The sequence below is a fragment of the Lacinutrix sp. Hel_I_90 genome, from assembly GCF_000934685.1.
Classification (GTDB): Bacteria; Bacteroidota; Bacteroidia; order Flavobacteriales; family Flavobacteriaceae; genus Lacinutrix.
In genome coordinates this window covers 2234725-2256162 of record NZ_JYNQ01000001.1, presented here as the reverse complement: position 1 = coordinate 2256162, position 21438 = coordinate 2234725, and the positions used below count along the sequence as shown (strand labels likewise).

The window sequence follows — 21438 nt, the reverse complement described above, 5'->3', positions numbered from 1 at the left end:
TGACATTTATACCCTTATAAACAAGAGCAATACTTCTGTTTTATTTAATTAAGAGTGTATTATTTAGTAATGTTTCGAATACTTGTTGGAACCAAAATACAGTCTCCACAGACTAATGTTGTCTGTTCGTTACCATCTGTAGTAGTCCCTCCTCCTTTTACATTATTAAGTGTTTCGCTCGACAGCTCAACTAATGATACTTTTTTTAAACTCAATTTTTGTGTTTGTGTTTTCATTTTAAAATTGTTTAGTGTACACTCTGTTAATGTTTTAAGAACTATTCGATTTATGCATCATGAAATATCTAACGCACAACTCTTTTTGCCATTAATTTTGTGTAATTAATTGTTTTTTAATTCTACAATAGACTGCTTACTAAAATTAGTTTATTAGATTGTTTCATCATCCGTTGTAAGAGCCTTTTAATTTTTTCCTTTAGACAACGAAGTCAAACCACGTTCCATAAGTAGTTGCTCTCGTAATCACTTCAATAGCATCTGTAATAGGAGATCCCCCTACAACAGTATTCAAGTGAGAATCATTCAATTCTAATACAGAAGTAGATTTAAAATTTAGTTTTATGTTTTGTGTTTTCATAATGATCTATTTTTCAATATTTTCAAATATGCTAATTGATCCTGTAATACTTAAATTCCCAGTATTACCATTACTACTACTAATACAAAAGGAGCAGCTCAATAGCGTCATAGGAGATGTTCCCCCGTTTACTTTACTTACCTCTGTTTCGTTAAGCTCTGTGATGACATGTTTTGAAAAATGTAATCCATTTTTATTTTGTTTGTTCATAATTCTAATTTATTTCGAAGTCAATAGTTGGTGTAGGGTCTTTTATAATGGAAATATTCAATGTTAATGTAGGACCAGAAGATTGGCTCCATTGGCACCCTCCATTAACAGCTTTGGTCTGGTTATCATTAAGTTCTGTTATTGAACTTTTTCCGAATTGTAATTCTGTTTTTTGTGTTTTCATAATAAAGTGTTTAATTTAAGTTTAATAATGTTTTAAAATTGATAGTTATATCCAGATTGAAGACCTAAATATTTCTTACGTACTTCCTTTCAATTCAATAGCTGTTTTTTGAGAGTTTAAAACGCTGTTCTAGCTTTAAATAATAAAAACGCGTTCGATTTGAATCTCATACATCAAGATTTAGTTTGTTTAGTGGAATAACCAGCTACCGTAGGTGTTTTCAATTAAAATATCTTCAGCGAAATCTATTATATCTGTTAATGAACCCCCATTAATTCTCTGTAAATCTGAAGGTTGCAGCTCTACAATTGCGCTCTTATTAAGTATTAATTTTGTGTTTTGTGTTTTCATAAAAGTTGTTTTAAGTTATGTGATTTGTTATCTAGTTACGCAGCTGTCTTCGCCACCGCCACAAGTTATTTGCCTTGTTAACTCGGTAATATTAACTGTAACAATTGTCCCTCCGTTAACAGACAGGAGTACATCATTTTGAAGCTCAACTACGGCACGTATACCAAATACAAGTTCTGATTTTTTTGTTTTCATATATATGGTTTAAAAATTAATTGTATCGTCTTAACGCTATTTGGCGTCTGAAGTACACAGTGTATTGGTTGAATAGTTAATCGTTGGTATTTGTATTGATGTTGTTAACCCTAAAATTAGTGATGTCCCACCTTTTACTTCGTTAAGTGTGCTTGTATTTAATTCTAAAATAGAACGTGTATCAAATGATAATTTTGATGTTTTTGTTTTCATGGTATTAAATTTTAATTAGTGTATGTAATTGCGCTCTACCTTGTAAATAATTTCGATATAATCTCTGCCATATCGCAAAGTGGGCCACTTTCTGAATTGGTACTAAAGGTGCCTCCAAACACTTTATGTAAATCATTGTTGTTTAATTCTACAATTGCGTTTTTGGAAAAATTTAAATCCGCTTTTTTATTTCGTGTTTTCATAATATTAGTATTTAAGTAGTTAATAAATTAAGCCTGTGTAAGATCTTCTAGTATTATACTTCCTGGACCATTACTTGTTCTAATGCATAGAAAGCAACCTCCAATAGTTACTGTTCCTCCAACAACCGTACTAAGGGTGTCTTTGTTTAGCTCAACGATTGTACTTTTTTTGAATTGAAATCTTGTGTTTTGTGTTTTCATAATATTATAATTTAAATGTTACTTGATTTTGTATTTAATACTCTCAATAGCTTTTTCCACCAACTTTTATTGTTAGTTAGTTCTACTATAGTTCTCTTCTGTAATTTGACCTTAGGAGACTGCTTACCTTCTACCATTTAATTCTCCTAATTATGATTAATCAATAATAATTGCGTCGTCTAATGAATGATAGACATTATCAAATTCTTCAAATAATTCACTTGAGATAAAGTCTAAGGAATTTAAATAGAGATCTGTGTTACCTTGCGTTGTTTTCATTATTCAAAATTTTAATTAAACTAATATCGTAAAGAACTGATTACTAACTAAAAACATAGGGTTCATCAGTTCTTTAACCCAAGCGCTGTTATGCCTTAAGCTAAATCTTATTTTAATCTTGTATTCCGAAAAATGTAGTGAAGTACTCTTGAGATATATTATCTTTTGTGATGACACAAAAAAAATATATATTTGCAGAGTATTCAATGTTGACGGACACGGAATACATGAAAATTTGTGTTTTCAAAATTAACAGGGCTTTACAGAGCTCTGTTTTTTTATGTCTAATAATTAAAAATGCTTGATTTAAATTATTAGATATGTTTAATTTCTTGTCCCAAAGTAATCTCAATTAAAAGTAGTATCCAAAGGAAGTAGCCAACAATTTATAAAAAAAACGGTGTTTTTTACAGTGTAAAACACTATAAATCAAAAAGTTGAACTAAAATGTGTTTTTCTAAATTTCTTCAATCTTTTTAATGTAAACAGAAGGAGAAATCCCTGTTGCGTGTCTAAAATATCTAGAAAAAGCATCGGCATTTTTATAGCCCATTTCTCCAGCAATACCTTTAACTGAATAAGAGCGTAATCGTTTGTTGTTTTTTAACTCAAGAATAGCGTGATTAATCCTAAGCTCGTTTATATAGGTGCTAAAGGATTTATCTAGGTGTGTATTTACTATTTTTGAAAGGTAAGAAGTATTGGTTTTAAGTTTTTTTGCCATGTTATGTAGTGTGCAGTCCTGGCGTAAGTAATATTGTTTTTCTTCAAGTTTTTGAAGTTTTACCAGTATTTCTTCCACTTTTTTATCATCAATAATATAAGTAGTCTCTGTTTCTTCTTCCACCTGATCATCTTCTTTCTGATTATCTTCTTTCTGATCATTACTTAACACCTCAACACTACTTTTTTCTATGGTTTGAGATAATTCTACAACCTCTTCTTTAGGTTTTATTTTCTCTTTTTTATCTCGACTAGATTTATTTTCTTCTGCTTTTCGTTGTTCAAAAGCATTGATTTTTATCATTAAATCGTCAAAACGTTTTTGATTTACTTTAGATTTATTTCTAAAAAATGAAAATATCGCAATTGATAATACTAGTAGAATTCCGCTAATGACCGTCCATAACCATTTTGTTTTCTTTAGTTTTTCCTTTTCAGAAATTTCTCCCATGAGTTCTTCTTCATATGACTTTTGAACATCTGAGAGTTCTTCTTTAAGCGTTATATCATGAATACTTTGTATTGCAGACAAATACCCTTGAGTGGCTTTTTCTCTTTCTTCAATGTATTGAGAATAAAATGTATTTGAGAGTCTAATACTATCTAAACTCTCGTATACATTGGCTGTTAATTTAAAGTATTTTGAAGCTTGAAGCGCGGATTTATCAATATCACTTTTTAATACCGTTTTTAAATTGTTTAGTGCTTCTTTAAATTTTTTGTTTACAACAGCAATCTCAGCTAATCTATAATTTATTTCATTAATAAATTCCTCGTTTTTAAGCTGTAAAGCGTAATCCATAGCTTCATTAGCATCACTTGTAGCCCTATTTAAATCTTTTAACTCTAAGTAAGCCGCAGACCTATAATCGTACATGTAGAAAAGAAACAGTACATTATTAGTATCCCTCGCTTGATTTATGCCTTCATTAATTAGTGAAAGCGCTTCAGTTATATTGTTTTCATTTAAATAAACCTCTATAAGACTTTTTCTATTGTATCTAAGAATTAGGTTGTCATTCTCTTTTTGTTTAATATAGGCCTCTTTTAGATATTTAAACGCTTCTTTAGAAAGTCCTTTTCTATTTAAACCCACTTTAGTTTTAATAAGCTCTATTGAAAATTTAATGTCCTCTACTATGGTATCATTTTTTTCCGCCTTTGCTAAATCTATTATTTGACCATACAGCTGTAAAGCCTCATTATAATCATAGTTATTGTCAAATATTCTGGCAATGTAGTACTTGTTTTGTATAATTTCTATTGGTTTATTGACTAAGCTCAATCTTTTGTAGTAATAATATAGGGTACTATCAATTTCATTCATTATCTCATGAGAAAAAGCTAAAACGGAATATCCCAATATTATATTTTCTGTATTATTCTCGGCCTGGTTTAGCTTGACAAACTTATGACTGTATATAATTGCTTTTTCTGGATTGTTATAAATATATTTTTTTATAGAATCACCTGTAGAAGCGATTGTCTCTTGACCAAATATTGGATTATGAAAAAACAATACGAAAAAAATGAAGAAAAACAGTTTACTTTTCATTAGCGGAGGGATCTTTGGACTAAATATTACTGGTAAAACTACGTTTTTTTTTTTAATTTAAAAACCGATGCAACTCCTTGATTTTGTGGTGTTTAAAATAAATAAGTAAATCTTTTTTTTATAAATCATAGCATATCAATTTTTGGGCTATGAAAATAATTAATCATATTTGTTAAGTACAAACGAATAATTAATCTATATCAAACTATTCCTCATGAAAACTCAAGCAAACAGAAAACTACAATTTAACAAAAAAAACATTGTTGAACTTAATGACTCAACCCTTAATAGCGTACATGGAGGTACAGACACTACTAGTGTAGCAATACAAAGTCACCTGTCTCCAATAAACACGTCTTGGTTATGTGATCAAAATCATGCCATTTTAGCGCAAAGTAATTAAACTATTTTTTGAAACCTTTGTTACCAAATTAAGGATTCAATAAAAAAGCGTGTAACAGTTAAGTTACACGCTTTTTTTAGACCATAATTAAGTCTATGGCTTATTTGCAAAAATGCTCTGCTTATTCTCTTGTTATTAATAAGCTAATGATAATGCCTACACACAATGGAGACGTTCCACCGTTTACATCCATTAATTGATTATCGTTTAAGTCTACTACTGAACTTTTGTTAAATGCTAAATTTTTGTTTTGTGTTCTCATAATATTTGTGTTTTATTTTGGTTAATTTTATTCTCTTGTTATTAATAAGCTAATGATAATGCCTACACATAATGGAGACGTTCCACCGTTTACATCCATTAATTGATTATCGTTTAAGTCTACTACTGAACTTTTGTTAAATGCTAAATTTTTGTTTTGTGTTCTCATAATATTTGTGTTTTATTTTGGTTAATTTTATTCTCTTGTTATTAATAAGCTAATGATAATGCCTACACATAATGGAGACGTTCCACCGTTTACATCCATTAATTGATTATCGTTTAAGTCTACTACTGAACTTTTGTTAAATGCTAAATTTTTGTTTTGTGTTTTCATAATATTTGTGTTTTATTTTGGTTAATTTTATTCTCTTGTTATTAATAAGCTAATGATAATGCCTACACATAATGGAGACGTTCCACCGTTTACATCCATTAATTGATTATCGTTTAAGTCTACTACTGAACTTTTGTTAAATGCTAAATTTTTGTTTTGTGTTTTCATAATATTTAGGTTTTATTTTGGTTAATTTTATTCTCTTGTTATTAATAAGCTAATGATAATGCCTACACATAATGGAGACGTTCCACCGTTTACATCCATTAATTGATTATCGTTTAAGTCTACTACTGCGCTTTTGTTAAAGGCTAAATTTTTGTTCTGTGTTTTCATAATATTTAGGTTTTATTTTGGTTAATTTTATTCTCTTGTTATTAATAAGCTAATGATAATGCCTACACATAATGGAGACGTTCCACCGTTTACATCCATTAATTGATTATCGTTTAAGTCTACTACTGCGCTTTTGTTAAAGGCTAAATTTTTGTTCTGTGTTTTCATAATATTTGTGTTTTATATTGGTTAATTTTACTTTCTCGTAATTAATAAGCTAATGATAATACCTGTGCATAAAGGAGATGATCCGCCATTTACATCCATTAATTGATTATCGTTTAAGTCTACTACTGCGCTTTTGTTAAAGGCTAAATTTTTGTTCTGTGTTTTCATAATTTGTGTTTTAAATATTAATTTGTTTTGCTTCTTGAAAATTAAAGTGAGTCAAGAAATATCACTTAAAGCATTTATCATAAATTTGCTATTGGTAACTTTACTTTATCGAGAAAGTCGATGGCTTTTACCAAAATAAGCGGTTATAATATCTGCATATATTAATTGTTATTTTTGAGTCATAATTACGATAGTAGCAATGATAGTCCCAGTACATAATGTCGTCGTTCCTCCATTTACACTTTGTAATTGGTCATCGTTTAAATCTACTACTGCGCTTTTGTTAAAGGCTAAGTTTTTGTTTTGTGTTTTCATAATTTTTGTGTTTAAAAATTAATTTATTTTACCTTCTTGAAAATTAAAGTGATTCAAGGAATATCACATAAAGCATTTAGCATAAACGTGTTATGGTAACTTTATTTTTTAAAACTGTCGATTGCTATTAACTAAACAGTTATAATTCCTGCTTGTGCTTAAAAACATGACAATCAAAAGTTTCGTTTTTTAATTGGCTAAAAAAACGATAGTCCAAACAATCGTTGGTAGGCAAAGTGGGCTAGACCCTCCGTTAACATCATATAACTCATCATTACTTAATTCTACTAATGAACTCCTGTTGAATGCTAAATTTTTGTTTTGTGTTTTCATAATTTGTGTTTTTAATTGTTATTGTTTATTCAAATAAATTTAAAATGCTATTAAGATCCCTGCGTTTTTAGGAGCAGGTATTGGATTGTTTTATTCTAATCGCTAAAGGCAATGATTACATCCAATTTTTTGTTCCAAAGTGGGCTTATTTTAAAATAAAAAGTTTCGTTTGCTTTGATTTGATTAGAAAAGGTGGCTACTAATTAAAATACAATTTTCACCACCACTTCATCTCAAGCATCTTTAGACTATTTAGTTACTAGCGTTAACGCTATTAAACTTGTAGTTCCTATGAGTGTTGCCGTACCGCCATTTACATTTTGTAATTGCTCTTTATTTAATTCTACAACTGATTCCTTTTTAAGTACTAAGTGGTTGCTTTGTGTTTTCATAATAGTTATTGAATTATAGTTATTGATTTTTCAGAAATAGTCATGCAGTTTGAGCAAATAAAGCCTGTTCCTCCATTAATTGAAGCGGCTTCTGTTACCGTTAATTCTGTGATAGATTTTTTGGTAAAATCTAAGGTCTGTTTTGTTTGTGTTTTCATACTAATTACTATTTATTGTGTTATTGTTACTGTTTCTAATTTGTCATTTATATAGTCTACCACAACGGTCCAACTACCACCATTAACCCTTGATAAGTTTTTCGTGTTTAATTCAACAATAGTGTTCTTTCCTAGAACTAATTTTTTCTTTTGTGTTTTCATAATTTCTGATTTTATATACTATTAATTTCTATTAGTTTCTTGTAAGTCTGTAGAATATGTGGTCTCCAAAGACAATACCTACATCTGTTCTAATATCTGGCTTGTTTTAATCGTTTTATTTAACGTCTGATGTACATAAAGTGTCCTTAGAAAAATTGATTATTGTTGTTATGTTAGAAACGGTAGTTGTCCAACCGCCCTTAATGACCTTCAATGCTTCAGAATTAAGTTCTATAATATCTCTTTTTGTTAGTCTTAGCTTGGTGTCTTGAGTTTTCATAAGTATTTCTATTAAGGGTTAAAATTAAGCTTGTTTTAGCTGCTCCAGGACTGTTCCTCCAGGACCGTTACTCGTTCTAATGCATAGAAAACATTCGCCTATAGTGGCCGTTCCTCCAACCACATGCTCTAACTTCGTGTCATTTAATTCTACAATTGATTTTTTCTTAAACTCAAATAATGTCTTTTGTGTTTTCATAATGTTTTGTTTTAAAAATTACTATTTAATATATACTCGGTATATCGCGCCTTGATAAACAATTGTTATCCTCGAACAAGAATTAAATGGTCACTAGATCTATTTCCATTCTTTCCTCAAGATTTAAATTGTGAAAGCATTGATGTGAATTGTTCTAAAAGTTCCCAAGGTTTGTGAGCATACCTAAACTTATAAACGCTCCAGGTCATGGTGTTTAAATAACGGCTTGTTTGGTAAGCTGGTGATCTTCTTTTTCTGTTTTCATTTCTTACAAAATTTAGATTAATAGTTTTTAATAAAGAGCTGACTACTGGCCAATTATAGTTTTCGCCAACTCTTCATCTCAAGCTTCTTTAAGCTTAAGCTAATTTGAAATTTTGTATCGCTTTTTGTGAAGTACCTTAAAATAGTCTTTTTGCAATTTTGGATAAAGATGCTAAAAAGTATATCTTTGAAGAGTACAACATGTTTGCCGACATGGATACAAAATTTTTATACTAAGCAGAGCTTTCACGAGCTCTGTTTTTTTTGATGAATTTTCGACTTAACTATATTTAGAAATCAAATACAATTTTCGACTTTCAACACTTCAAAGGAATTTAAAAAGAAAGTATAAAACAAGTGTGTAAGCACGAATTTTATAAAATACGCGACTTTAAATATGGTTTAAGTGGTTGTTATTAAAGCACTTAAGACAAAGTGCCTATTTTTTTAATATAAACTGAAGGTGTAAGTCCTGTGGCTTCTTTAAAGTACTTTGAGAAGGAATCTGCACTTTTATAACCGATCTCTTCAGAGATGGCTTTTACAGAATAAGACCGCAGTCTTTTATTATTCTTTAATTCAACAATAGCATAATTTATTCGCAATTCATTTATATAATTACTGAAGGTTTTATTTAAATGATTATTGATAATACTGGATAGATACGACGTGTTCGTTTTTAGGCGTTTAGCCATATTATGCATGGTACACTCTTGTTTTAAGTAATATTTTTTCTCTTCCAGGTATTCAATTTTAGATAGAATCTCTTGTATTTTTTCGTCATCAATAATGTATGCTGAGCTTTCAGAATCCGCTTCTATGCTATAGTTTAATTCTTTTACCGCCTCAGGTAACTCATCTTTTTCTTCGCTATCTTCTTCTAATTCATCAATATTAGCTATTTCGGTTAGATGAATGGACTGGTCTAGGTTATTATTGCCTGCTTTATTTTTTTCAAAATTGTTAATCTTAACCATCAATTCTTCAAAGCGCTTTTGATTATTTTTCTGTTTTATTTTTATCCAGATAAAAAAAACGAAACCTAAAAGGCCTAGAATGATAAAAGCGATTAACCAAAATTCTGTTTTGCTCTTTTGTTTTTCCTTATCGTTAATTTTTTCATTTAAATCGATGTGATAGATATTATCTAAGGTGGCTAAGCGTTTTTCTGTAACCTCTTGTTCTGTTTTTGTAAATTTTTTAAAGTAAACAACAGATTGTTCACTACTATCAACTGCATCATAACAACTAGCAAGTAGCTTATAGTATTTAGACAAATCTTCAGTTGTTTTAACTGTTTCACTGTTTAAAATACCTTTTATAGTTGCTATTGACTCTCCATATTTCTTCTGTTCCTTATTAACCAAAGACACTATATAGTTCGCCTCATTTTTAAACTTTACATTATCCAAGCCATTGGCGCTTTTTAAAGCTTTGTAAGCTTCCTCCTCCGCTTCGCTATACCGTTTTTTCTCTAAATATGCTCGTGCTTTTAAGCTATGGAAATGATACTGAAATTCGATGTTATTATTATTTTTTGCTGCTTTTAACCCCTCATTTATAACCAGAATAGCACTGTCTGGTTCATTTATGTTTAAATAGGTTTCTGATAGGTTTTTTCTTGTAAATTTTAAATTTTTAATCTCTTTTCCTATGCTATTTTCCGCTTTGTACATTTCTTTTAGCAATATCAAAGCTTTGTTTGGCTGCCCAATCTTATTCTCCATCAAGGCCAAGGAATGTTTAATCTTATTGTACTCTTCTAATAGTCTCTCTTTCTTAGCTAAATCATAACATTGCTTGTATAGCAGTAACGCGTATTCAAAATTATACTGTTTTTCATAGGTCTTTCCTATGTCATATTTAAAGGCGATAATGTCACTAGGATTTTCACATAGCATGAGTCCTTTATTAAGGTAAAATAAAGTGCTATCTGTATTATTCTTTAAATCATGAGCAACACCCAAAGCACCATAAGCCATTAAAACTTTATCTTTTTTCTTAGTCTGCTTTAGATACTTATGAATAAAAAAAATCGCTTTATCTGGATTATTATAAATATTTTTTCTAATTGAATCTTCTAATGCTGACTTTTGGTACTGAACAAGAGATTGGTCTCTTTTTGAGGATATTGTCGTCAAGATGATAACAAAAGAGAAGAGCGTTAAGGATAAAGGCTTTTTTATATTCATTAGGGATCTAATCTTATTTATATCAATGTTTTAAGGGTTTAAGAGCCTTTATTAAACGCATTATATTATTAATGTACTGCCGAATTTTATAAAAATAGGGAATCTTGATTTCTCTTTCAATTTTTATTAAGATAAGTTTACACTGAAACACAAAATAAATAACATTATGAAATCTCAAGCAAACACAAGATTATTTTTAAAAAAACAAACGATTACAGAACTTTCTGTAAAACAATTAATTAGAATTAAGGGCGGTAGCAATACTATGATTATCCTTAATGATGCTACTAGTTGTATTCCTAATGAAAACCATGTTACTACATCAGAGAATACAGCTTCAACCATTCTTTGTAAAAATTAATTTATTTTTACACCTCACAAATAAATATAAAGTTACTCATTAAGGCTTTTTAAGGAAATTACTTTTTTAACGCATTATAAATACTTTAATTAGTAACTTTGTACTTTAAATCTATTATTATGATTTCAGGAAGTATATTTTTAGGAATGATTGGGCCTTGGCAAATTGCACTAATCGTGGTTTTAATATTACTCTTATTTGGAGGTAAAAAAATTCCAGAATTAATGCGCGGATTAGGAAGTGGCATTAAGGAGTTTAAAGATGCAAGTAAAGAGGAAGACGAAGAAAACGTTAAAGAGAAATAATTTCTTTTTACGAGATAATAATAAAAAACCCAACGCTATGCGTTGGGTTTTTTGTTAATAACAGTTAACATTTATTAAATTTTACTAAAACCCATCTTCGAAAATAACATCACCAGTTGGACCTTGGTCTCCTGGAATAGTTGTTATAATCGATACTATTATTATCGAGCATAACAAAGTAGTTGGTGTGCTTCCTCCATTTACATCAAGTAACTGACTATCGTTCAACTCTAGTAAATCTCTTTTAATAAATTCTAATTTATTTGTGTTTTGTGTTTTCATAATTTGTGTTTTGAAAATTTAACTTGTATAGTATTTTGATTTGTGATAGTATAGATCAAAACGTTATAAAATTCAGACTCATGGACTCTATTACTCTTGATCTCTAGTTATATTATAACTTAGAGCTATACTAGCAACACCTATTCCTACGCACTTCACTGATGATGCAATAGCTATGATACAAATAGGAGAAGTCCCACCATCGATCTCCATTAATTGTCCTTCGTTTAGTTCTATTATACTCTTTTTTGTAAAATCTAATTTGTTTGATTCTTGTTTTTTCATAATGTATATATATTAATTAGTTGCAATTGTAGCGCCGGCAATTGCACCTGTTATAGCTGCTCCAACAGCACCACAGCCAGCAGATGACATCATCGCAGCTACGTTTACACAGCCCATTGAAGATACGACTAAAGGCGTTGTACCTCCTTTTATGTCTAGTAACTGAGCATCGTTTAATTCTAATACAGAACTTTTGTTAAACCCTAATCTTTTGTTTAAGCTTTGTGTTTTCATAATTTGTGTTTTAAAAATTAATTAAATCCTTTACTTTTCTATGGTAAAGGTGTATTTAATCAGGCGATTACAATTAAAACAGATATTAGCAGTATTCATTATTAACGAAAAAGTCGTTGTCTTTAACTAATAGGTTTTAAAAAACCACCTAATACCTACTATTTAGTATCTAATGTTGGAATGCACGCAGAGCAGATGTAAGTCGTTGCGCCTCCATTAATAGAGATAGACTCTAAACTCGTTAATTCTACAATTAGTTTTTTTGTAAAATCTAACGTTTTCTTGTTTTGTGTTTTCATAACGTGCTTTTGTTTAGTTAGTTTGGTAATTCGTTCCATTCCTTGTCATTGCTGAAGCAATAAAAGATAATGAAACTATTGCGACGCAAACTAATGTTGTTATTGACATACAACCAGCTGTAGAACCTCCATTGACTTCTTTTAATTGAAAATCGTTTAATTCAACTAAACTATGCTTTCTAAAGTCTAATTTGTTTTTTTTTTGTGTTTTCATAATTAAGCCTTTAAAGTTTAGTGTGTTGATCCATGTATCCCGTATATCCTCCCCCGTTATTCGCATGGTCGATCGCAGCTCCAATTAAAAAATTGACAACGTGTGAGACTACAAACCCACAGACTGCTCCTGTTCCTCCCTGTACTTTTGTGAGTTGAGTATCGTTTAGCTCTACGATTGACTTTTTTTCAAACTGTATTATTTTTTTGTGTGCTTTCATGATAGTGTTTTTAATATTAATAAAGTTTTTGTACTTTTTAGTGGTACCTTGTAATTATCACTTTAGGTAACTTTTATATACTAACTAGTCTGGTATACTTTTTATATAGCGATAGAGCCGATGGCATTATCCATACCGTTTTGTAAAAATTTGTTTAACCATTTAGTTGTTACTATACTTTTTTTAAAACTAATTGATAATAACCGGAAAAGGAACAATTGAAAAGACTGAGAAAAAACCACTCCTAACCGATATAAAATAAGAGGTTCCACCATTTACCTCATGCATTCTCTCATCATTAAGTTCTACAATAGCATTTTTTCTAAAATCCAATTTATTATGTTTTTGTGTTTTCATAATTTGTGTTTTTAATTTGTTATTATTACTGAAATGACCCTTATTGTTACTCTCAAACATACTGAAGAAGACGTAATAGCTATTGGTGATGTCCCACCATTTACATCCTGTAATTGTGTGTCATTTAACTCAACTAAACTTTGCTTTCTTAAGTCTAATTTGTTATTGTTTTGTGTTTTCATAATTTGTAATTAAAATGTTAAATAAGCCATTAAACAAGCAATTCCTGAATCTTTAGAACAAATCTCTGTCGACCCGCCTTTTACCCGATTTAAGTCTTTGTTATTCAATTCTACAATGTTGTTTTTTCTAAAACCTAGCCTGTTTTCGTGTTGTGTTTTCATGATAATTGTTTCTTTATTAAGTTTATGTTATTTTAAAAAATGAATATGTATTACTCAAAAACCATTTTTAAATATTCCGTCTTGACATCTTGCTGACGACTCTTGAATAATTGCATCTATACATGGCTGAGAAGAATTTATAATTGAAACTGTCCCTCCATTAATGCCTAATAATTGAATGTTATTTAATTCTGATATAGAGTTCTTTTCAAAATCTAAAGGGTTATTCTTTTGTGCTTTCATAAGGTTCCTTTTTTTATTCTTGTTGATTATCTGATGTACATAAAGTATCTTTTGAAAAATTAGTTATTGTAGACACATTAGATAACAAACTTGTCGTCCAGCCCCCTCTTATATTATTCAGGCTAGTATTATTTAACTCAATAATATTATTTTTTACTAAATTCAATTGTTGTTTTGTACTTTGTGTTTTCATGAGCTGTTATTTTATAATTGTATCGTGCGTTCCTCCGCTGCTTGTTACTAAAAAAGTACATCTAATGTCGCTGGGTAGTGTTGTGTGCGTCCCGCCTTTAATTTCTTTTAATTTATTGTAACCAAGTTGGGTTATTGTGCTTTTACTAAATTCCAATGCGTGTTTGCTTTTTGTTTTCATAAAGTTTCTGTTTTTAAAAATTAGTGTTTGTTTACGATTTTCTGAACTCTTTTTATAATTAACAGGTAGTGATAAACAGGCTTTAAATCAATCTTTTTATCCATTGAAAACGAAGTCGTTATCACTGTTTTGATGATTCAAAGTAATTTTAAAAAAAAAGGTTGTGCAAGTGAAGACCTGTCATTTTTATAAAAACGACAAGCAAAAAAAAACAGCAAGCCGCTGTTTTTTAGTATATTATGTTTAATTCTAAGACCGCTCTTTTATATTCTTAATATAGACCGCAGGTGTAATGCCTGTGGCTTCTTTAAAATATTTAGAAAAAGAATTTGCTTTTTTATAACCCAATTCTTGAGCAATCGCTTTAGTAGAATAAGCGCGTAGTTGTTTGTTGTTTTTTAATTCTATAACAGCATAGTTAATTCTAAGCTCGTTTATATAAGTACTAAACGTTTTATTTAAGTGGTTATTAACGACTTTAGAAAGATAGGAGGTGTTGGTCTTTAATCGCTTTGCCATATTGTGTAAGGTGCAATCCTGACGCAAAAAGTAATGCTGGTCTTCCAGGTTTTTGAGTTTTACCAGTATCTCATTAACCTTTTCATCATCAATTATGTAGACTGCTGGCGTTTCGTCAAAAACTTCATGGTTAACATTGCTAACCTTATCGTCTTCTTCTATTTTACGTTGTGTGTTTTCTTCTGCACTATTTTCATTTTCGTAAGCATCAACTTTTAGCATCAACTCATTAAACAGCTTTTTATTTCTTTTTTGTGCCTTTTTATTTCGAATATAAACAAAAGTAGAAACGCTAAATAGTACTATAAAAGCAGCAACCCAGTACCACTTTTTTAGTATTTGTTGCTTTGTCTCTTGCTTTTCTTCTTCAAGAAAAACATTATGAATATTACTTATTATTTTGAATTTCTCTTTCGCTATTTTTGAAGATGCAACATCATATTTATCTCTATAATTTATATGTAGATCATTTTCACCTAATGATTTATATGCTTCTGCTAATAGTTTATAGTATTTTGTAAGTTGCGCTGTCTTATTTTTAGATGTTTTTTCTATTATGCTTTTCAACAATTCGATTTGCTCATCATACTTTCCTTGTTTTCCTTTTATTATTGCGGTTGTGTATTTTGCTTCGTTTTGAAAACCAATATTGCCTAATTGCACTGCTTTTTTTGTGGCTTCATTTATAGAATTAATGGCTTGAACTAATTCCTGTTTTTTAATGTAAGCTCTAGCCTCTAATTCATATAGGTAATACTGAAATTCTAGATTCTTATTATCTTCGGCTTCAAGGATGCCTTCTTTGATTAAATTAAAAGCCGCGTCTATTTTATTCGCTTTTAAATACGCTTGTATTAAATTCTTACGATTAAATTTCAAATCTGTATTCCCTATCTTTCCTTTCGTCTCATTATATCTAACTAAATAAAGATTAAGTGCTTTTTCATTTTCTAGCAATATATACTCGATTTCTTTTATGGCAGAACGTAAGGCTTCTATAACGCTACTAAAGTCTTTCTTTTTAGCGAGTATTAAGGCTTCTATGTATATATCTAATGCGCTTTGGTATTTGTATTGCCTTTCATAAATACGTGCAATACTATATTTATATTGAATAATATCGATTGGATTATCGATGCTTTTTAATGTCTTTTCGTAGTAGTGAATCGTACTATCAAGAATATTTAAAACATCGTATGCTACTGCTTTGTATGTGTTAGATAAAATTATCCCTTCAACATTATTTATTGATTTACTTTTTATTAGAAAACTATCAGATAGCGTTATTGCTTTATTAGGATTATTGTAAATCGTTTTTTTTATCTGATCTCGATAGTGTTGGTTTTCTTCCTTAAAAAGATCCTTATTTTTACAAGATGCAACTATTACGAATAAAATAGCTAAAAACAGAAATGCCGATTTATTTTTAAAAGCCATATAATCAGGGTGGTTATTTATAGTAGATGCTGTAAAAATACATTTTATAAAAACTTTATTACTATTAGGAGAGCGATTATTTACACCCTTTTTAATGATCCTTTTTTATAAATAGGGTCAAATTCAACGCATCAGAAAGCTCAAATTAATTTATATTTGATAATAGAGAAACTATAATAACACCTAATTATGAAAAGTAAAAAAGTAAACGTATCCTTTTTCGCAAAACTATCTGTTATTGAACTTAACGACCAACAATCTCTATCTATTCATGGAGGAACTGTTACAGCTACAGGAGCGGGACAAAATTCAACAAATTGCCAGATAGTGACAAGACCTACAACTATTGTTACCAATCAATCACATTAGCTGAATACGCTTTATTAGTAAGCACGTAATCCTATTGTCAATACAAATTAATAGTTTTATCTATAGTCCTTCTTTAAATGGATACCCAAACTTGGGTTTAGTATTGCACTGTTTTCAGAATTAAGTAAATTAATAATTATAATAAAATCTATATGAAAACTAAAAAACTAACAGTATCGCTTTTCTCAAAGTTATCCATTACTGAACTTAACGACCAAGAGTTATTAAGCATAAATGGAGGGGCAGGTGATGGATTTATAAACCTTTCACTGCTTTTTAGAACTACAACGATACAAACCAATCAAATTAACTAAATAAATTATGCTAGTTTATTTAAAAAAATAAAACCTATATGAAAACAAGAAAACAAAAAGTATTGGATTTCACAAAAAATTCAATAATTGAACTTAATGACCAAAAATCTTTAACTGTTAATGGTGGTGCTCAAGAAACCAGTTTAAATGTTAGACCCACAACTGTGACAAATTGTGATACGTTAACTCCATCTGGTACTGGTGGTAATATTGGCGGCGAAACAGGCGGTGATATAGGTGGCGGTACAGCTGGCGGTACAGGCGGCGGTACAGGTGGCGGTCTTACTACAAATATGCAAAACTAGTTTTATAATATGATTATCCAGATTTTGAAATATTCTTAAACAAAAAAACCCAACGCAATCCGTTGGGTTTTTTTGATATCTCACTTTTTAATCATCCCTATTTTACCTCAATAGACTTAATCATAGCCTCCAACTCGAACATAAAATCACGTTTAGACACTGAAGGTGCAAATGCAAATCCTTCTGCGACAATATATCTTTCGTTCACCTTATCTTCAATGAAATAGGTAATAAAGGGTCCAGACATAATGGCGCCTTCTTTCACAATCCAAAGTCCTTTAACTTCAACGGTGGGTTTGTTATCTATAATAGTTTCGTAGATGTGAGGTGCATACATGCTTTCTGTTGCCATATAACTGCCTTCTACTGGCCCTCCAATATATTTTCTACCAATGGAGTCTCTTATTTTTAAAACTTGACTCACCAGGCTGTCGTCCTTTTTTAAGGCATCTAAAGGAACTTCATATAAAAGAACATTTGTATAACCTGTAGGAATATCGCGTCTTATCCAAAAGAATTTGTCTTCTGGCTTTGCTATCGTTGTGGCTATTCTAAAAGTATTCGGAAACGCTATTTCAATTCCTAAAGCTTTTTCAATCACTTGGGCGTCTTGCAATGCTTTTTTGTGATCTTTTTGTGTTTTTCTAATGTCTGACTCCTTGAAGGCCTTCACGATATTCTCTTGGTGTGTATTAATCTGTTCTTTTATTTCAGCAACATCCTTTCCACTTATTAAAATCATAGTTTGTGGTCTGGCAAAAACATCTTTTGTAATTTTAAAATCTGCCGGTCCTTGTTCTATTTTTAAAGTATTTCTACTTTCTTTAACAAAACCAGAAAACACTTGTGGTGGAATTTGATTTATTGAAAATAGCGGTTCTTCCTGATTAAGACCATCTATTGGAGCTGCTAAAACATCTCGTATCGTTTCACCAACTGTGTTTTCCCAGAGTTCATTATCTATCACGATGGAGACATTGTTAATTGGTCCTGCTGAGTCTGGAAGAATTCTCTGGCTTTCTTTACTCCCTTCTTTACAAGAAAAAAGAGAAAATACAAGGGCTACTAAAAGTATTGTTTTACGCATAATTTATTTGTTTTTTGTGATAGATTAACCCTTAGAAACTCTTAAGGTCATTCCTGGTTTTAAATTAGTACCACTAATATCGTTCCATTCTTTTATATTTTCAACAGAAACGCCTGAAAATTTTTGTGAAATACTCCAAAGAGAATCGCCGCTTTCAACCGTATAGGTCTTTCCTGTGAAATTTGCAGTGCTTTTTGTATTCACTTTTATAGCGTTATTTGTTACCCCTGATGGGTTTCTTGGATAAATAGTTAAGCGTTGACCAACATTAAGATTATTACTTCTTAAGCCATTCCACTGTTTAATTTGACTCACACGAACACCAAATTTTCTCGCAATTTTACCTAAATAATCACCTGGTCTTACGCTATAGCGTGTTTTAGTCTCGGCTTGTAATAATTGTGGTAATGGTTTTTCGCGTTTATCAAACTCTGCTTTAGCGAAAGCATACATTTCTGCTTCATTATTTACAAAAGTCCCAACCACTTCCCTAGGCAAACGTAAAGTATAAGTTTTTCCTTTGATATATGGGATAATATCTAATTTGTAAGACGGGTTTAAAAACTGAAGGGTTTCAATATTGACGTTGGTAAACTCAGAGACCTGATCTAAGGTAATCATTTGTTTCACGTGAATTGTATCAGTCTCAACATAATTAAATTCCGGTTTATGTTGCACAAAACCATGCGCTTCTGCATATTCAAAAATATACATCGTTGCTAAAAATGCAGGAACATAGCCTGCTGTTTCACGTGGCAAATTGGGTCTTATATTCCAATAGTTTCTATACCCGCCAGAGCGTCTAATCGCTTTACCCACGTTACCTGGACCAGAATTATAGGCCGCTAAAGCAAGGTCCCAATCTCCAAAAATCTCATAAAGTTTAGCCAGGTATTTCGCTGCAGCTTCTGTAGATTTTATAGGATCGCTGCGCTCATCGACATAACTGCTTACATCTAAACCATATTGTTTACCTGTAGCAAACATAAACTGCCATAAACCAGTGGCTCCAACACGAGATTTTGCTCTTGGTTTTAAAGCAGACTCTACAATAGCGAGATATTTCATCTCTAAAGGAATGTTATAATTGTCTAATTCGCGCTCAAACATTGGAAAGTAATACTTACTTAAGCCCATTAAACGCTCCATAGAATGATGCCTTCTTTTTAACCAGCCTTTTATTACGCTTTCTAATTGCGGATTATATTCAACATTAAATGGCGTCTTGGCATTCAATCTTTCTAATCTTGCCTTGAGCGTATCTGTAGATAATTCAGGATAGTAAACAGCATCATATTTTAAGTCTGAGACCTCACGATAAATGGTGTCGAAAAGCGAATTGCTGTACAGCTCTTCCATCCATTTTTCATCAATCTCTGATGCAAATTGATGATCTTCCAAGGCTTTTTTCAAGTCTATTGGAACAACTGGCTCAATTTGCTTTTTAACTAAGGTTTCACCCGCAATAATAGTGTCTGTGACATAATTTTCGCCAGCTACTAATTTAGATTCGCTAGCTCCTTCGGTTTTAATATGCGTCGCGTCTTGTGCGTAACTAAAAACGGCACAACATGATGCGTATAAAAGAATACTGTAAGTTTTAAATTTTCTCATGAAATATAATTGTCTACAAAAGTAACGCCACGTTAATGAATATGGTATCCGAAAATTAGTTTTACTTTAAAATAGCAGCAACTCCGGGTAAGGTTTTGCCTTCTAAACTCTCCAACATGGCGCCTCCGCCTGTACTAACATAACTCACTTTTTTCTCGAATCCAAATTGCTTAACTGCAGCTACTGAGTCACCACCACCTACAAGTGAAAAGGCGCCTTCTTTAGTCGCTTCTGCAATAGATTCACCCAAAGCAATTGTACCAGCAGCAAAATTTTCCATTTCAAAAACACCCAAAGGGCCATTCCATAAAATAGTTTTACATTGCATCACGACTTCATGAAAATTAGTTCTCGATTTTGGTCCGGCATCTAAACCTTGCCAACCGTCTGGAATTTTTGTAATATCCACATTTTGCGTGTTTGCATCGTTTTTAAAAGCATCTGCCGCAACAACGTCTACTGGAAGATGAACAACGACCTTTTTTTCTTTGGCTTGTTTTAAAATACTTAAAGCTAAGTCCATTTTATCATCCTCACAGATAGAATCACCAACGCTTCCTCCCTGAGCCTTTATAAAGGTAAAAGCCATTCCGCCACCAATAATTAAATGGTCTACTGCATCAAGAATGTTTTCTATAATAGTGATTTTTGAAGACACTTTTGCGCCTCCAAGTATTGCTAAAACAGGCTTTTCTCCCGTTTTCAAAACTTTATCTATACTTTTTATTTCTTGTTCCATCAAGTAACCAAAACACTTGTTTTCGGGAAAAAAATCGGCAACTATTGTAGTAGAAGCATGCGCTCTATGGGCCGTACCAAAAGCATCGTTCACATATATGTCTCCCAGTTTAGAAAGTTGTTCAGCAAATCCGCTATCCCCTTGAGTCTCCGTGTCGTGAAAACGCAAATTCTCAAGAATTAAAATTTCACCTGGTTTTAAATTGGCAACAGCTTCTTCAGCTTCACTTCCAACACAATCAGAAACAAATTTCGTTTCCACTCCAATAATATATTCTACTTTATCCGTAATGTGTTTTAATGAGAACGCCTCATCTACCCCTTTTGGTCTGCCTAAATGCGTCATTAAAACACAGCTGCCTCCATCTTCTAAAACCTTTATTATTGTTGGTTTTGCAGAGGTAATTCGCGTAGTATCTGTAACATTAAATGCATCATCCAGAGGCACATTAAAATCGACACGGATTAATGCTTTTTTATCTTTAAAGTTAAAGTCGTTTAAGGTTTTCATTATCTATTATATAAATTTATTTTTAAATCTTCAATATCAAAGGGCCTGTGGTTGTAAACATCACAGTTATTAACGCTTATACCACTGTTTCCTATAGTTCTAAAATGAACATAAGTGTAACGTTTTTTCAGTGATTTAACCTTTTTTCACTGCAGAAAACCAAGTCTCTTTTATCACTATTGTTTCTAAAGTTAGCCCTTGCAAACTGCAGAAACAGCTCAGATATAGAGTAAAGACTAGAGTGACTATAATGATTTTCTTCTGTAAAATAGTGTATTCCGTTTTCATCTCAAAGATATATAATTACGATGAGACCGTTTTTGCAAAAAAGGACTAAAATAACGCTGTA

At 31.0% G+C, this 21438-nt stretch carries 48 protein-coding genes; 6 read left to right on the top strand and 42 right to left on the bottom strand.

Annotated elements, in window-relative coordinates; genetic code table 11:
- Positions 1 to 59: 59 nt before the first annotated feature.
- From GQ46_RS17705 to GQ46_RS09960, 11 genes are all read right to left on the bottom strand, one after another.
- Entirely contained in the window at positions 60 to 236 is a 177-nt protein-coding gene (locus GQ46_RS17705; RefSeq protein ID WP_156133160.1) for a class I lanthipeptide, read from the bottom strand.
- A 199-nt stretch (positions 237 to 435) separates the two neighbouring features.
- Entirely contained in the window at positions 436 to 597 is a 162-nt protein-coding gene (locus GQ46_RS17700; RefSeq protein ID WP_156133158.1) for a hypothetical protein, read from the bottom strand.
- A gap of 6 nt (positions 598 to 603) precedes the next feature.
- Positions 604 to 807: a class I lanthipeptide gene (locus GQ46_RS09970; RefSeq protein WP_044401256.1), complete on the bottom strand. Its 204-nt coding sequence runs from the start codon at positions 805 to 807 to the stop codon at positions 604 to 606.
- Between the two features lie 4 nt (positions 808 to 811).
- On the bottom strand, positions 812 to 991 hold the full coding sequence (locus GQ46_RS09965) for a class I lanthipeptide (protein ID WP_044401253.1): 180 nt from the start codon (positions 989 to 991) through the stop codon (positions 812 to 814).
- Positions 992 to 1180: 189 nt separating this feature from the next.
- Entirely contained in the window at positions 1181 to 1342 is a 162-nt protein-coding gene (locus GQ46_RS17695) for a class I lanthipeptide (RefSeq protein WP_156133156.1), read from the bottom strand.
- A gap of 27 nt (positions 1343 to 1369) precedes the next feature.
- Positions 1370 to 1537, bottom strand: a complete 168-nt coding sequence (locus GQ46_RS17690) for a hypothetical protein (protein WP_156133154.1) — start codon at positions 1535 to 1537, stop codon at positions 1370 to 1372.
- A 36-nt stretch (positions 1538 to 1573) separates the two neighbouring features.
- A complete protein-coding gene (locus GQ46_RS17685) occupies positions 1574 to 1750 on the bottom strand; it encodes a hypothetical protein (protein WP_156133152.1) in 177 nt (58 codons plus the stop codon).
- Between the two features lie 35 nt (positions 1751 to 1785).
- A complete protein-coding gene (locus GQ46_RS17680; RefSeq protein WP_156133151.1) occupies positions 1786 to 1953 on the bottom strand; it encodes a hypothetical protein in 168 nt (55 codons plus the stop codon).
- A gap of 27 nt (positions 1954 to 1980) precedes the next feature.
- A complete protein-coding gene (locus tag GQ46_RS17675; protein WP_156133150.1) occupies positions 1981 to 2154 on the bottom strand; it encodes a hypothetical protein in 174 nt (57 codons plus the stop codon).
- 156 nt (positions 2155 to 2310) lie between these two features.
- Positions 2311 to 2433 carry a hypothetical protein gene (locus tag GQ46_RS18055; protein ID WP_255350630.1) on the bottom strand — a complete coding sequence of 41 codons (123 nt, stop codon included), beginning with the start codon at positions 2431 to 2433 and terminating at the stop codon, positions 2311 to 2313.
- A 457-nt stretch (positions 2434 to 2890) separates the two neighbouring features.
- Complete coding sequence (locus tag GQ46_RS09960; protein ID WP_044401249.1) at positions 2891 to 4711, bottom strand: helix-turn-helix domain-containing protein; 1821 nt, start codon at positions 4709 to 4711, stop codon at positions 2891 to 2893.
- Between the two features lie 214 nt (positions 4712 to 4925).
- Here GQ46_RS09960 and GQ46_RS09955 point away from each other — a divergent pair, with 214 nt between their 5' ends.
- Complete coding sequence (locus GQ46_RS09955; RefSeq protein ID WP_044401246.1) at positions 4926 to 5114, top strand: class I lanthipeptide; 189 nt, start codon at positions 4926 to 4928, stop codon at positions 5112 to 5114.
- Positions 5115 to 5235: 121 nt separating this feature from the next.
- Here GQ46_RS09955 and GQ46_RS17435 read toward each other — a convergent pair whose 3' ends face one another.
- The 15 genes from GQ46_RS17435 to GQ46_RS09950 all read right to left on the bottom strand — a co-directional run bounded on the left by GQ46_RS17435 (position 5236) and on the right by GQ46_RS09950 (position 10678).
- A complete protein-coding gene (locus GQ46_RS17435; RefSeq protein ID WP_082041740.1) occupies positions 5236 to 5376 on the bottom strand; it encodes a class IIb bacteriocin, lactobin A/cerein 7B family in 141 nt (46 codons plus the stop codon).
- 27 nt (positions 5377 to 5403) lie between these two features.
- Positions 5404 to 5544, bottom strand: coding sequence for a class IIb bacteriocin, lactobin A/cerein 7B family (locus tag GQ46_RS17430; RefSeq protein ID WP_082041740.1), 141 nt, complete (start codon positions 5542 to 5544; stop codon positions 5404 to 5406).
- A gap of 27 nt (positions 5545 to 5571) precedes the next feature.
- Positions 5572 to 5712, bottom strand: coding sequence for a class IIb bacteriocin, lactobin A/cerein 7B family (locus GQ46_RS17425; RefSeq protein WP_082041739.1), 141 nt, complete (start codon positions 5710 to 5712; stop codon positions 5572 to 5574).
- Positions 5713 to 5739: 27 nt separating this feature from the next.
- Entirely contained in the window at positions 5740 to 5880 is a 141-nt protein-coding gene (locus GQ46_RS17420) for a class IIb bacteriocin, lactobin A/cerein 7B family (RefSeq protein WP_082041739.1), read from the bottom strand.
- Positions 5881 to 5907: 27 nt separating this feature from the next.
- Positions 5908 to 6048, bottom strand: a complete 141-nt coding sequence (locus tag GQ46_RS17415; protein WP_082041738.1) for a class IIb bacteriocin, lactobin A/cerein 7B family — start codon at positions 6046 to 6048, stop codon at positions 5908 to 5910.
- A gap of 27 nt (positions 6049 to 6075) precedes the next feature.
- Positions 6076 to 6216 carry a class IIb bacteriocin, lactobin A/cerein 7B family gene (locus GQ46_RS17410; protein WP_082041738.1) on the bottom strand — a complete coding sequence of 47 codons (141 nt, stop codon included), beginning with the start codon at positions 6214 to 6216 and terminating at the stop codon, positions 6076 to 6078.
- Positions 6217 to 6243: 27 nt separating this feature from the next.
- On the bottom strand, positions 6244 to 6384 hold the full coding sequence (locus GQ46_RS17670) for a class IIb bacteriocin, lactobin A/cerein 7B family (RefSeq protein WP_156133149.1): 141 nt from the start codon (positions 6382 to 6384) through the stop codon (positions 6244 to 6246).
- A 168-nt stretch (positions 6385 to 6552) separates the two neighbouring features.
- Positions 6553 to 6699, bottom strand: coding sequence for a class I lanthipeptide (locus tag GQ46_RS17665; protein ID WP_156133148.1), 147 nt, complete (start codon positions 6697 to 6699; stop codon positions 6553 to 6555).
- Positions 6700 to 6888: 189 nt separating this feature from the next.
- Positions 6889 to 7032, bottom strand: a complete 144-nt coding sequence (locus tag GQ46_RS17660; RefSeq protein WP_156133147.1) for a hypothetical protein — start codon at positions 7030 to 7032, stop codon at positions 6889 to 6891.
- A 248-nt stretch (positions 7033 to 7280) separates the two neighbouring features.
- The gene (locus GQ46_RS17655; RefSeq protein ID WP_156133146.1) at positions 7281 to 7424 is read right to left on the bottom strand and encodes a class IIb bacteriocin, lactobin A/cerein 7B family; all 144 of its coding nucleotides are present in this window, start codon (positions 7422 to 7424) and stop codon (positions 7281 to 7283) included.
- Positions 7425 to 7429: 5 nt separating this feature from the next.
- On the bottom strand, positions 7430 to 7582 hold the full coding sequence (locus GQ46_RS17650; protein WP_156133145.1) for a hypothetical protein: 153 nt from the start codon (positions 7580 to 7582) through the stop codon (positions 7430 to 7432).
- A 12-nt stretch (positions 7583 to 7594) separates the two neighbouring features.
- Positions 7595 to 7744 carry a class I lanthipeptide gene (locus GQ46_RS17645; RefSeq protein WP_156133144.1) on the bottom strand — a complete coding sequence of 50 codons (150 nt, stop codon included), beginning with the start codon at positions 7742 to 7744 and terminating at the stop codon, positions 7595 to 7597.
- A gap of 115 nt (positions 7745 to 7859) precedes the next feature.
- Positions 7860 to 8024 (bottom strand): hypothetical protein, encoded by a 165-nt coding sequence (locus GQ46_RS17640; protein ID WP_156133143.1) that lies wholly within the window; start codon positions 8022 to 8024, stop codon positions 7860 to 7862.
- 24 nt (positions 8025 to 8048) lie between these two features.
- Positions 8049 to 8222: a hypothetical protein gene (locus GQ46_RS17635; RefSeq protein WP_156133142.1), complete on the bottom strand. Its 174-nt coding sequence runs from the start codon at positions 8220 to 8222 to the stop codon at positions 8049 to 8051.
- A 689-nt stretch (positions 8223 to 8911) separates the two neighbouring features.
- On the bottom strand, positions 8912 to 10678 hold the full coding sequence (locus tag GQ46_RS09950; protein WP_044401245.1) for a response regulator transcription factor: 1767 nt from the start codon (positions 10676 to 10678) through the stop codon (positions 8912 to 8914).
- A gap of 166 nt (positions 10679 to 10844) precedes the next feature.
- Between GQ46_RS09950 and GQ46_RS09945 the strand changes: the two genes are divergently transcribed.
- Both GQ46_RS09945 and tatA read left to right on the top strand, forming a co-directional pair.
- Positions 10845 to 11039 (top strand): class I lanthipeptide, encoded by a 195-nt coding sequence (locus GQ46_RS09945; protein WP_044401244.1) that lies wholly within the window; start codon positions 10845 to 10847, stop codon positions 11037 to 11039.
- A gap of 119 nt (positions 11040 to 11158) precedes the next feature.
- Positions 11159 to 11344, top strand: a complete 186-nt coding sequence (gene tatA / locus GQ46_RS09940; RefSeq protein WP_044401242.1) for a twin-arginine translocase TatA/TatE family subunit — start codon at positions 11159 to 11161, stop codon at positions 11342 to 11344.
- A gap of 84 nt (positions 11345 to 11428) precedes the next feature.
- Here the strand turns inward: tatA and GQ46_RS09935 are convergent, their stop codons facing one another.
- The 13 genes from GQ46_RS09935 to GQ46_RS09895 all read right to left on the bottom strand — a co-directional run bounded on the left by GQ46_RS09935 (position 11429) and on the right by GQ46_RS09895 (position 16151).
- On the bottom strand, positions 11429 to 11626 hold the full coding sequence (locus GQ46_RS09935) for a hypothetical protein (RefSeq protein ID WP_044401240.1): 198 nt from the start codon (positions 11624 to 11626) through the stop codon (positions 11429 to 11431).
- Between the two features lie 90 nt (positions 11627 to 11716).
- On the bottom strand, positions 11717 to 11911 hold the full coding sequence (locus GQ46_RS09930) for a class I lanthipeptide (RefSeq protein WP_044401236.1): 195 nt from the start codon (positions 11909 to 11911) through the stop codon (positions 11717 to 11719).
- 12 nt (positions 11912 to 11923) lie between these two features.
- Entirely contained in the window at positions 11924 to 12145 is a 222-nt protein-coding gene (locus GQ46_RS09925; RefSeq protein ID WP_044401222.1) for a class I lanthipeptide, read from the bottom strand.
- Between the two features lie 158 nt (positions 12146 to 12303).
- A complete protein-coding gene (locus GQ46_RS17630) occupies positions 12304 to 12444 on the bottom strand; it encodes a hypothetical protein (protein ID WP_156133141.1) in 141 nt (46 codons plus the stop codon).
- Between the two features lie 13 nt (positions 12445 to 12457).
- Positions 12458 to 12658, bottom strand: a complete 201-nt coding sequence (locus GQ46_RS09920; protein ID WP_044401219.1) for a class I lanthipeptide — start codon at positions 12656 to 12658, stop codon at positions 12458 to 12460.
- 10 nt (positions 12659 to 12668) lie between these two features.
- Complete coding sequence (locus GQ46_RS09915; protein ID WP_044401216.1) at positions 12669 to 12878, bottom strand: class I lanthipeptide; 210 nt, start codon at positions 12876 to 12878, stop codon at positions 12669 to 12671.
- 189 nt (positions 12879 to 13067) lie between these two features.
- Complete coding sequence (locus GQ46_RS09910) at positions 13068 to 13235, bottom strand: class I lanthipeptide (RefSeq protein WP_156133140.1); 168 nt, start codon at positions 13233 to 13235, stop codon at positions 13068 to 13070.
- A gap of 11 nt (positions 13236 to 13246) precedes the next feature.
- Positions 13247 to 13417 (bottom strand): class I lanthipeptide, encoded by a 171-nt coding sequence (locus GQ46_RS17625; RefSeq protein WP_156133139.1) that lies wholly within the window; start codon positions 13415 to 13417, stop codon positions 13247 to 13249.
- Between the two features lie 9 nt (positions 13418 to 13426).
- Entirely contained in the window at positions 13427 to 13579 is a 153-nt protein-coding gene (locus GQ46_RS17620; RefSeq protein WP_156133138.1) for a hypothetical protein, read from the bottom strand.
- Positions 13580 to 13633: 54 nt separating this feature from the next.
- Positions 13634 to 13822, bottom strand: coding sequence for a hypothetical protein (locus GQ46_RS09905; protein WP_044401209.1), 189 nt, complete (start codon positions 13820 to 13822; stop codon positions 13634 to 13636).
- Positions 13823 to 13835: 13 nt separating this feature from the next.
- Positions 13836 to 14015: a hypothetical protein gene (locus GQ46_RS09900; RefSeq protein WP_044401206.1), complete on the bottom strand. Its 180-nt coding sequence runs from the start codon at positions 14013 to 14015 to the stop codon at positions 13836 to 13838.
- Between the two features lie 6 nt (positions 14016 to 14021).
- Positions 14022 to 14195 carry a hypothetical protein gene (locus GQ46_RS17615; protein ID WP_156133137.1) on the bottom strand — a complete coding sequence of 58 codons (174 nt, stop codon included), beginning with the start codon at positions 14193 to 14195 and terminating at the stop codon, positions 14022 to 14024.
- Positions 14196 to 14444: 249 nt separating this feature from the next.
- Positions 14445 to 16151 (bottom strand): helix-turn-helix transcriptional regulator, encoded by a 1707-nt coding sequence (locus tag GQ46_RS09895; protein ID WP_044401202.1) that lies wholly within the window; start codon positions 16149 to 16151, stop codon positions 14445 to 14447.
- Between the two features lie 189 nt (positions 16152 to 16340).
- Here GQ46_RS09895 and GQ46_RS09890 point away from each other — a divergent pair, with 189 nt between their 5' ends.
- The 3 genes from GQ46_RS09890 (at position 16341) to GQ46_RS09885 (ending at position 17139) form a co-directional block, all read left to right on the top strand.
- Positions 16341 to 16520, top strand: coding sequence for a hypothetical protein (locus GQ46_RS09890; protein ID WP_044401199.1), 180 nt, complete (start codon positions 16341 to 16343; stop codon positions 16518 to 16520).
- A gap of 152 nt (positions 16521 to 16672) precedes the next feature.
- Positions 16673 to 16834, top strand: a complete 162-nt coding sequence (locus GQ46_RS17610; protein ID WP_156133136.1) for a hypothetical protein — start codon at positions 16673 to 16675, stop codon at positions 16832 to 16834.
- A gap of 38 nt (positions 16835 to 16872) precedes the next feature.
- Positions 16873 to 17139, top strand: coding sequence for a hypothetical protein (locus GQ46_RS09885; RefSeq protein WP_044401196.1), 267 nt, complete (start codon positions 16873 to 16875; stop codon positions 17137 to 17139).
- A 97-nt stretch (positions 17140 to 17236) separates the two neighbouring features.
- Here the strand turns inward: GQ46_RS09885 and GQ46_RS09880 are convergent, their stop codons facing one another.
- The 3 genes from GQ46_RS09880 to pgk all read right to left on the bottom strand — a co-directional run bounded on the left by GQ46_RS09880 (position 17237) and on the right by pgk (position 21089).
- Entirely contained in the window at positions 17237 to 18226 is a 990-nt protein-coding gene (locus GQ46_RS09880) for a DUF4837 family protein (RefSeq protein WP_044401191.1), read from the bottom strand.
- 24 nt (positions 18227 to 18250) lie between these two features.
- Positions 18251 to 19840 (bottom strand): lytic transglycosylase domain-containing protein, encoded by a 1590-nt coding sequence (locus GQ46_RS09875; protein WP_044401188.1) that lies wholly within the window; start codon positions 19838 to 19840, stop codon positions 18251 to 18253.
- A 61-nt stretch (positions 19841 to 19901) separates the two neighbouring features.
- Entirely contained in the window at positions 19902 to 21089 is a 1188-nt protein-coding gene (gene pgk, locus GQ46_RS09870; protein WP_044401186.1) for a phosphoglycerate kinase, read from the bottom strand.
- Positions 21090 to 21438: the final 349 nt, after the last annotated feature.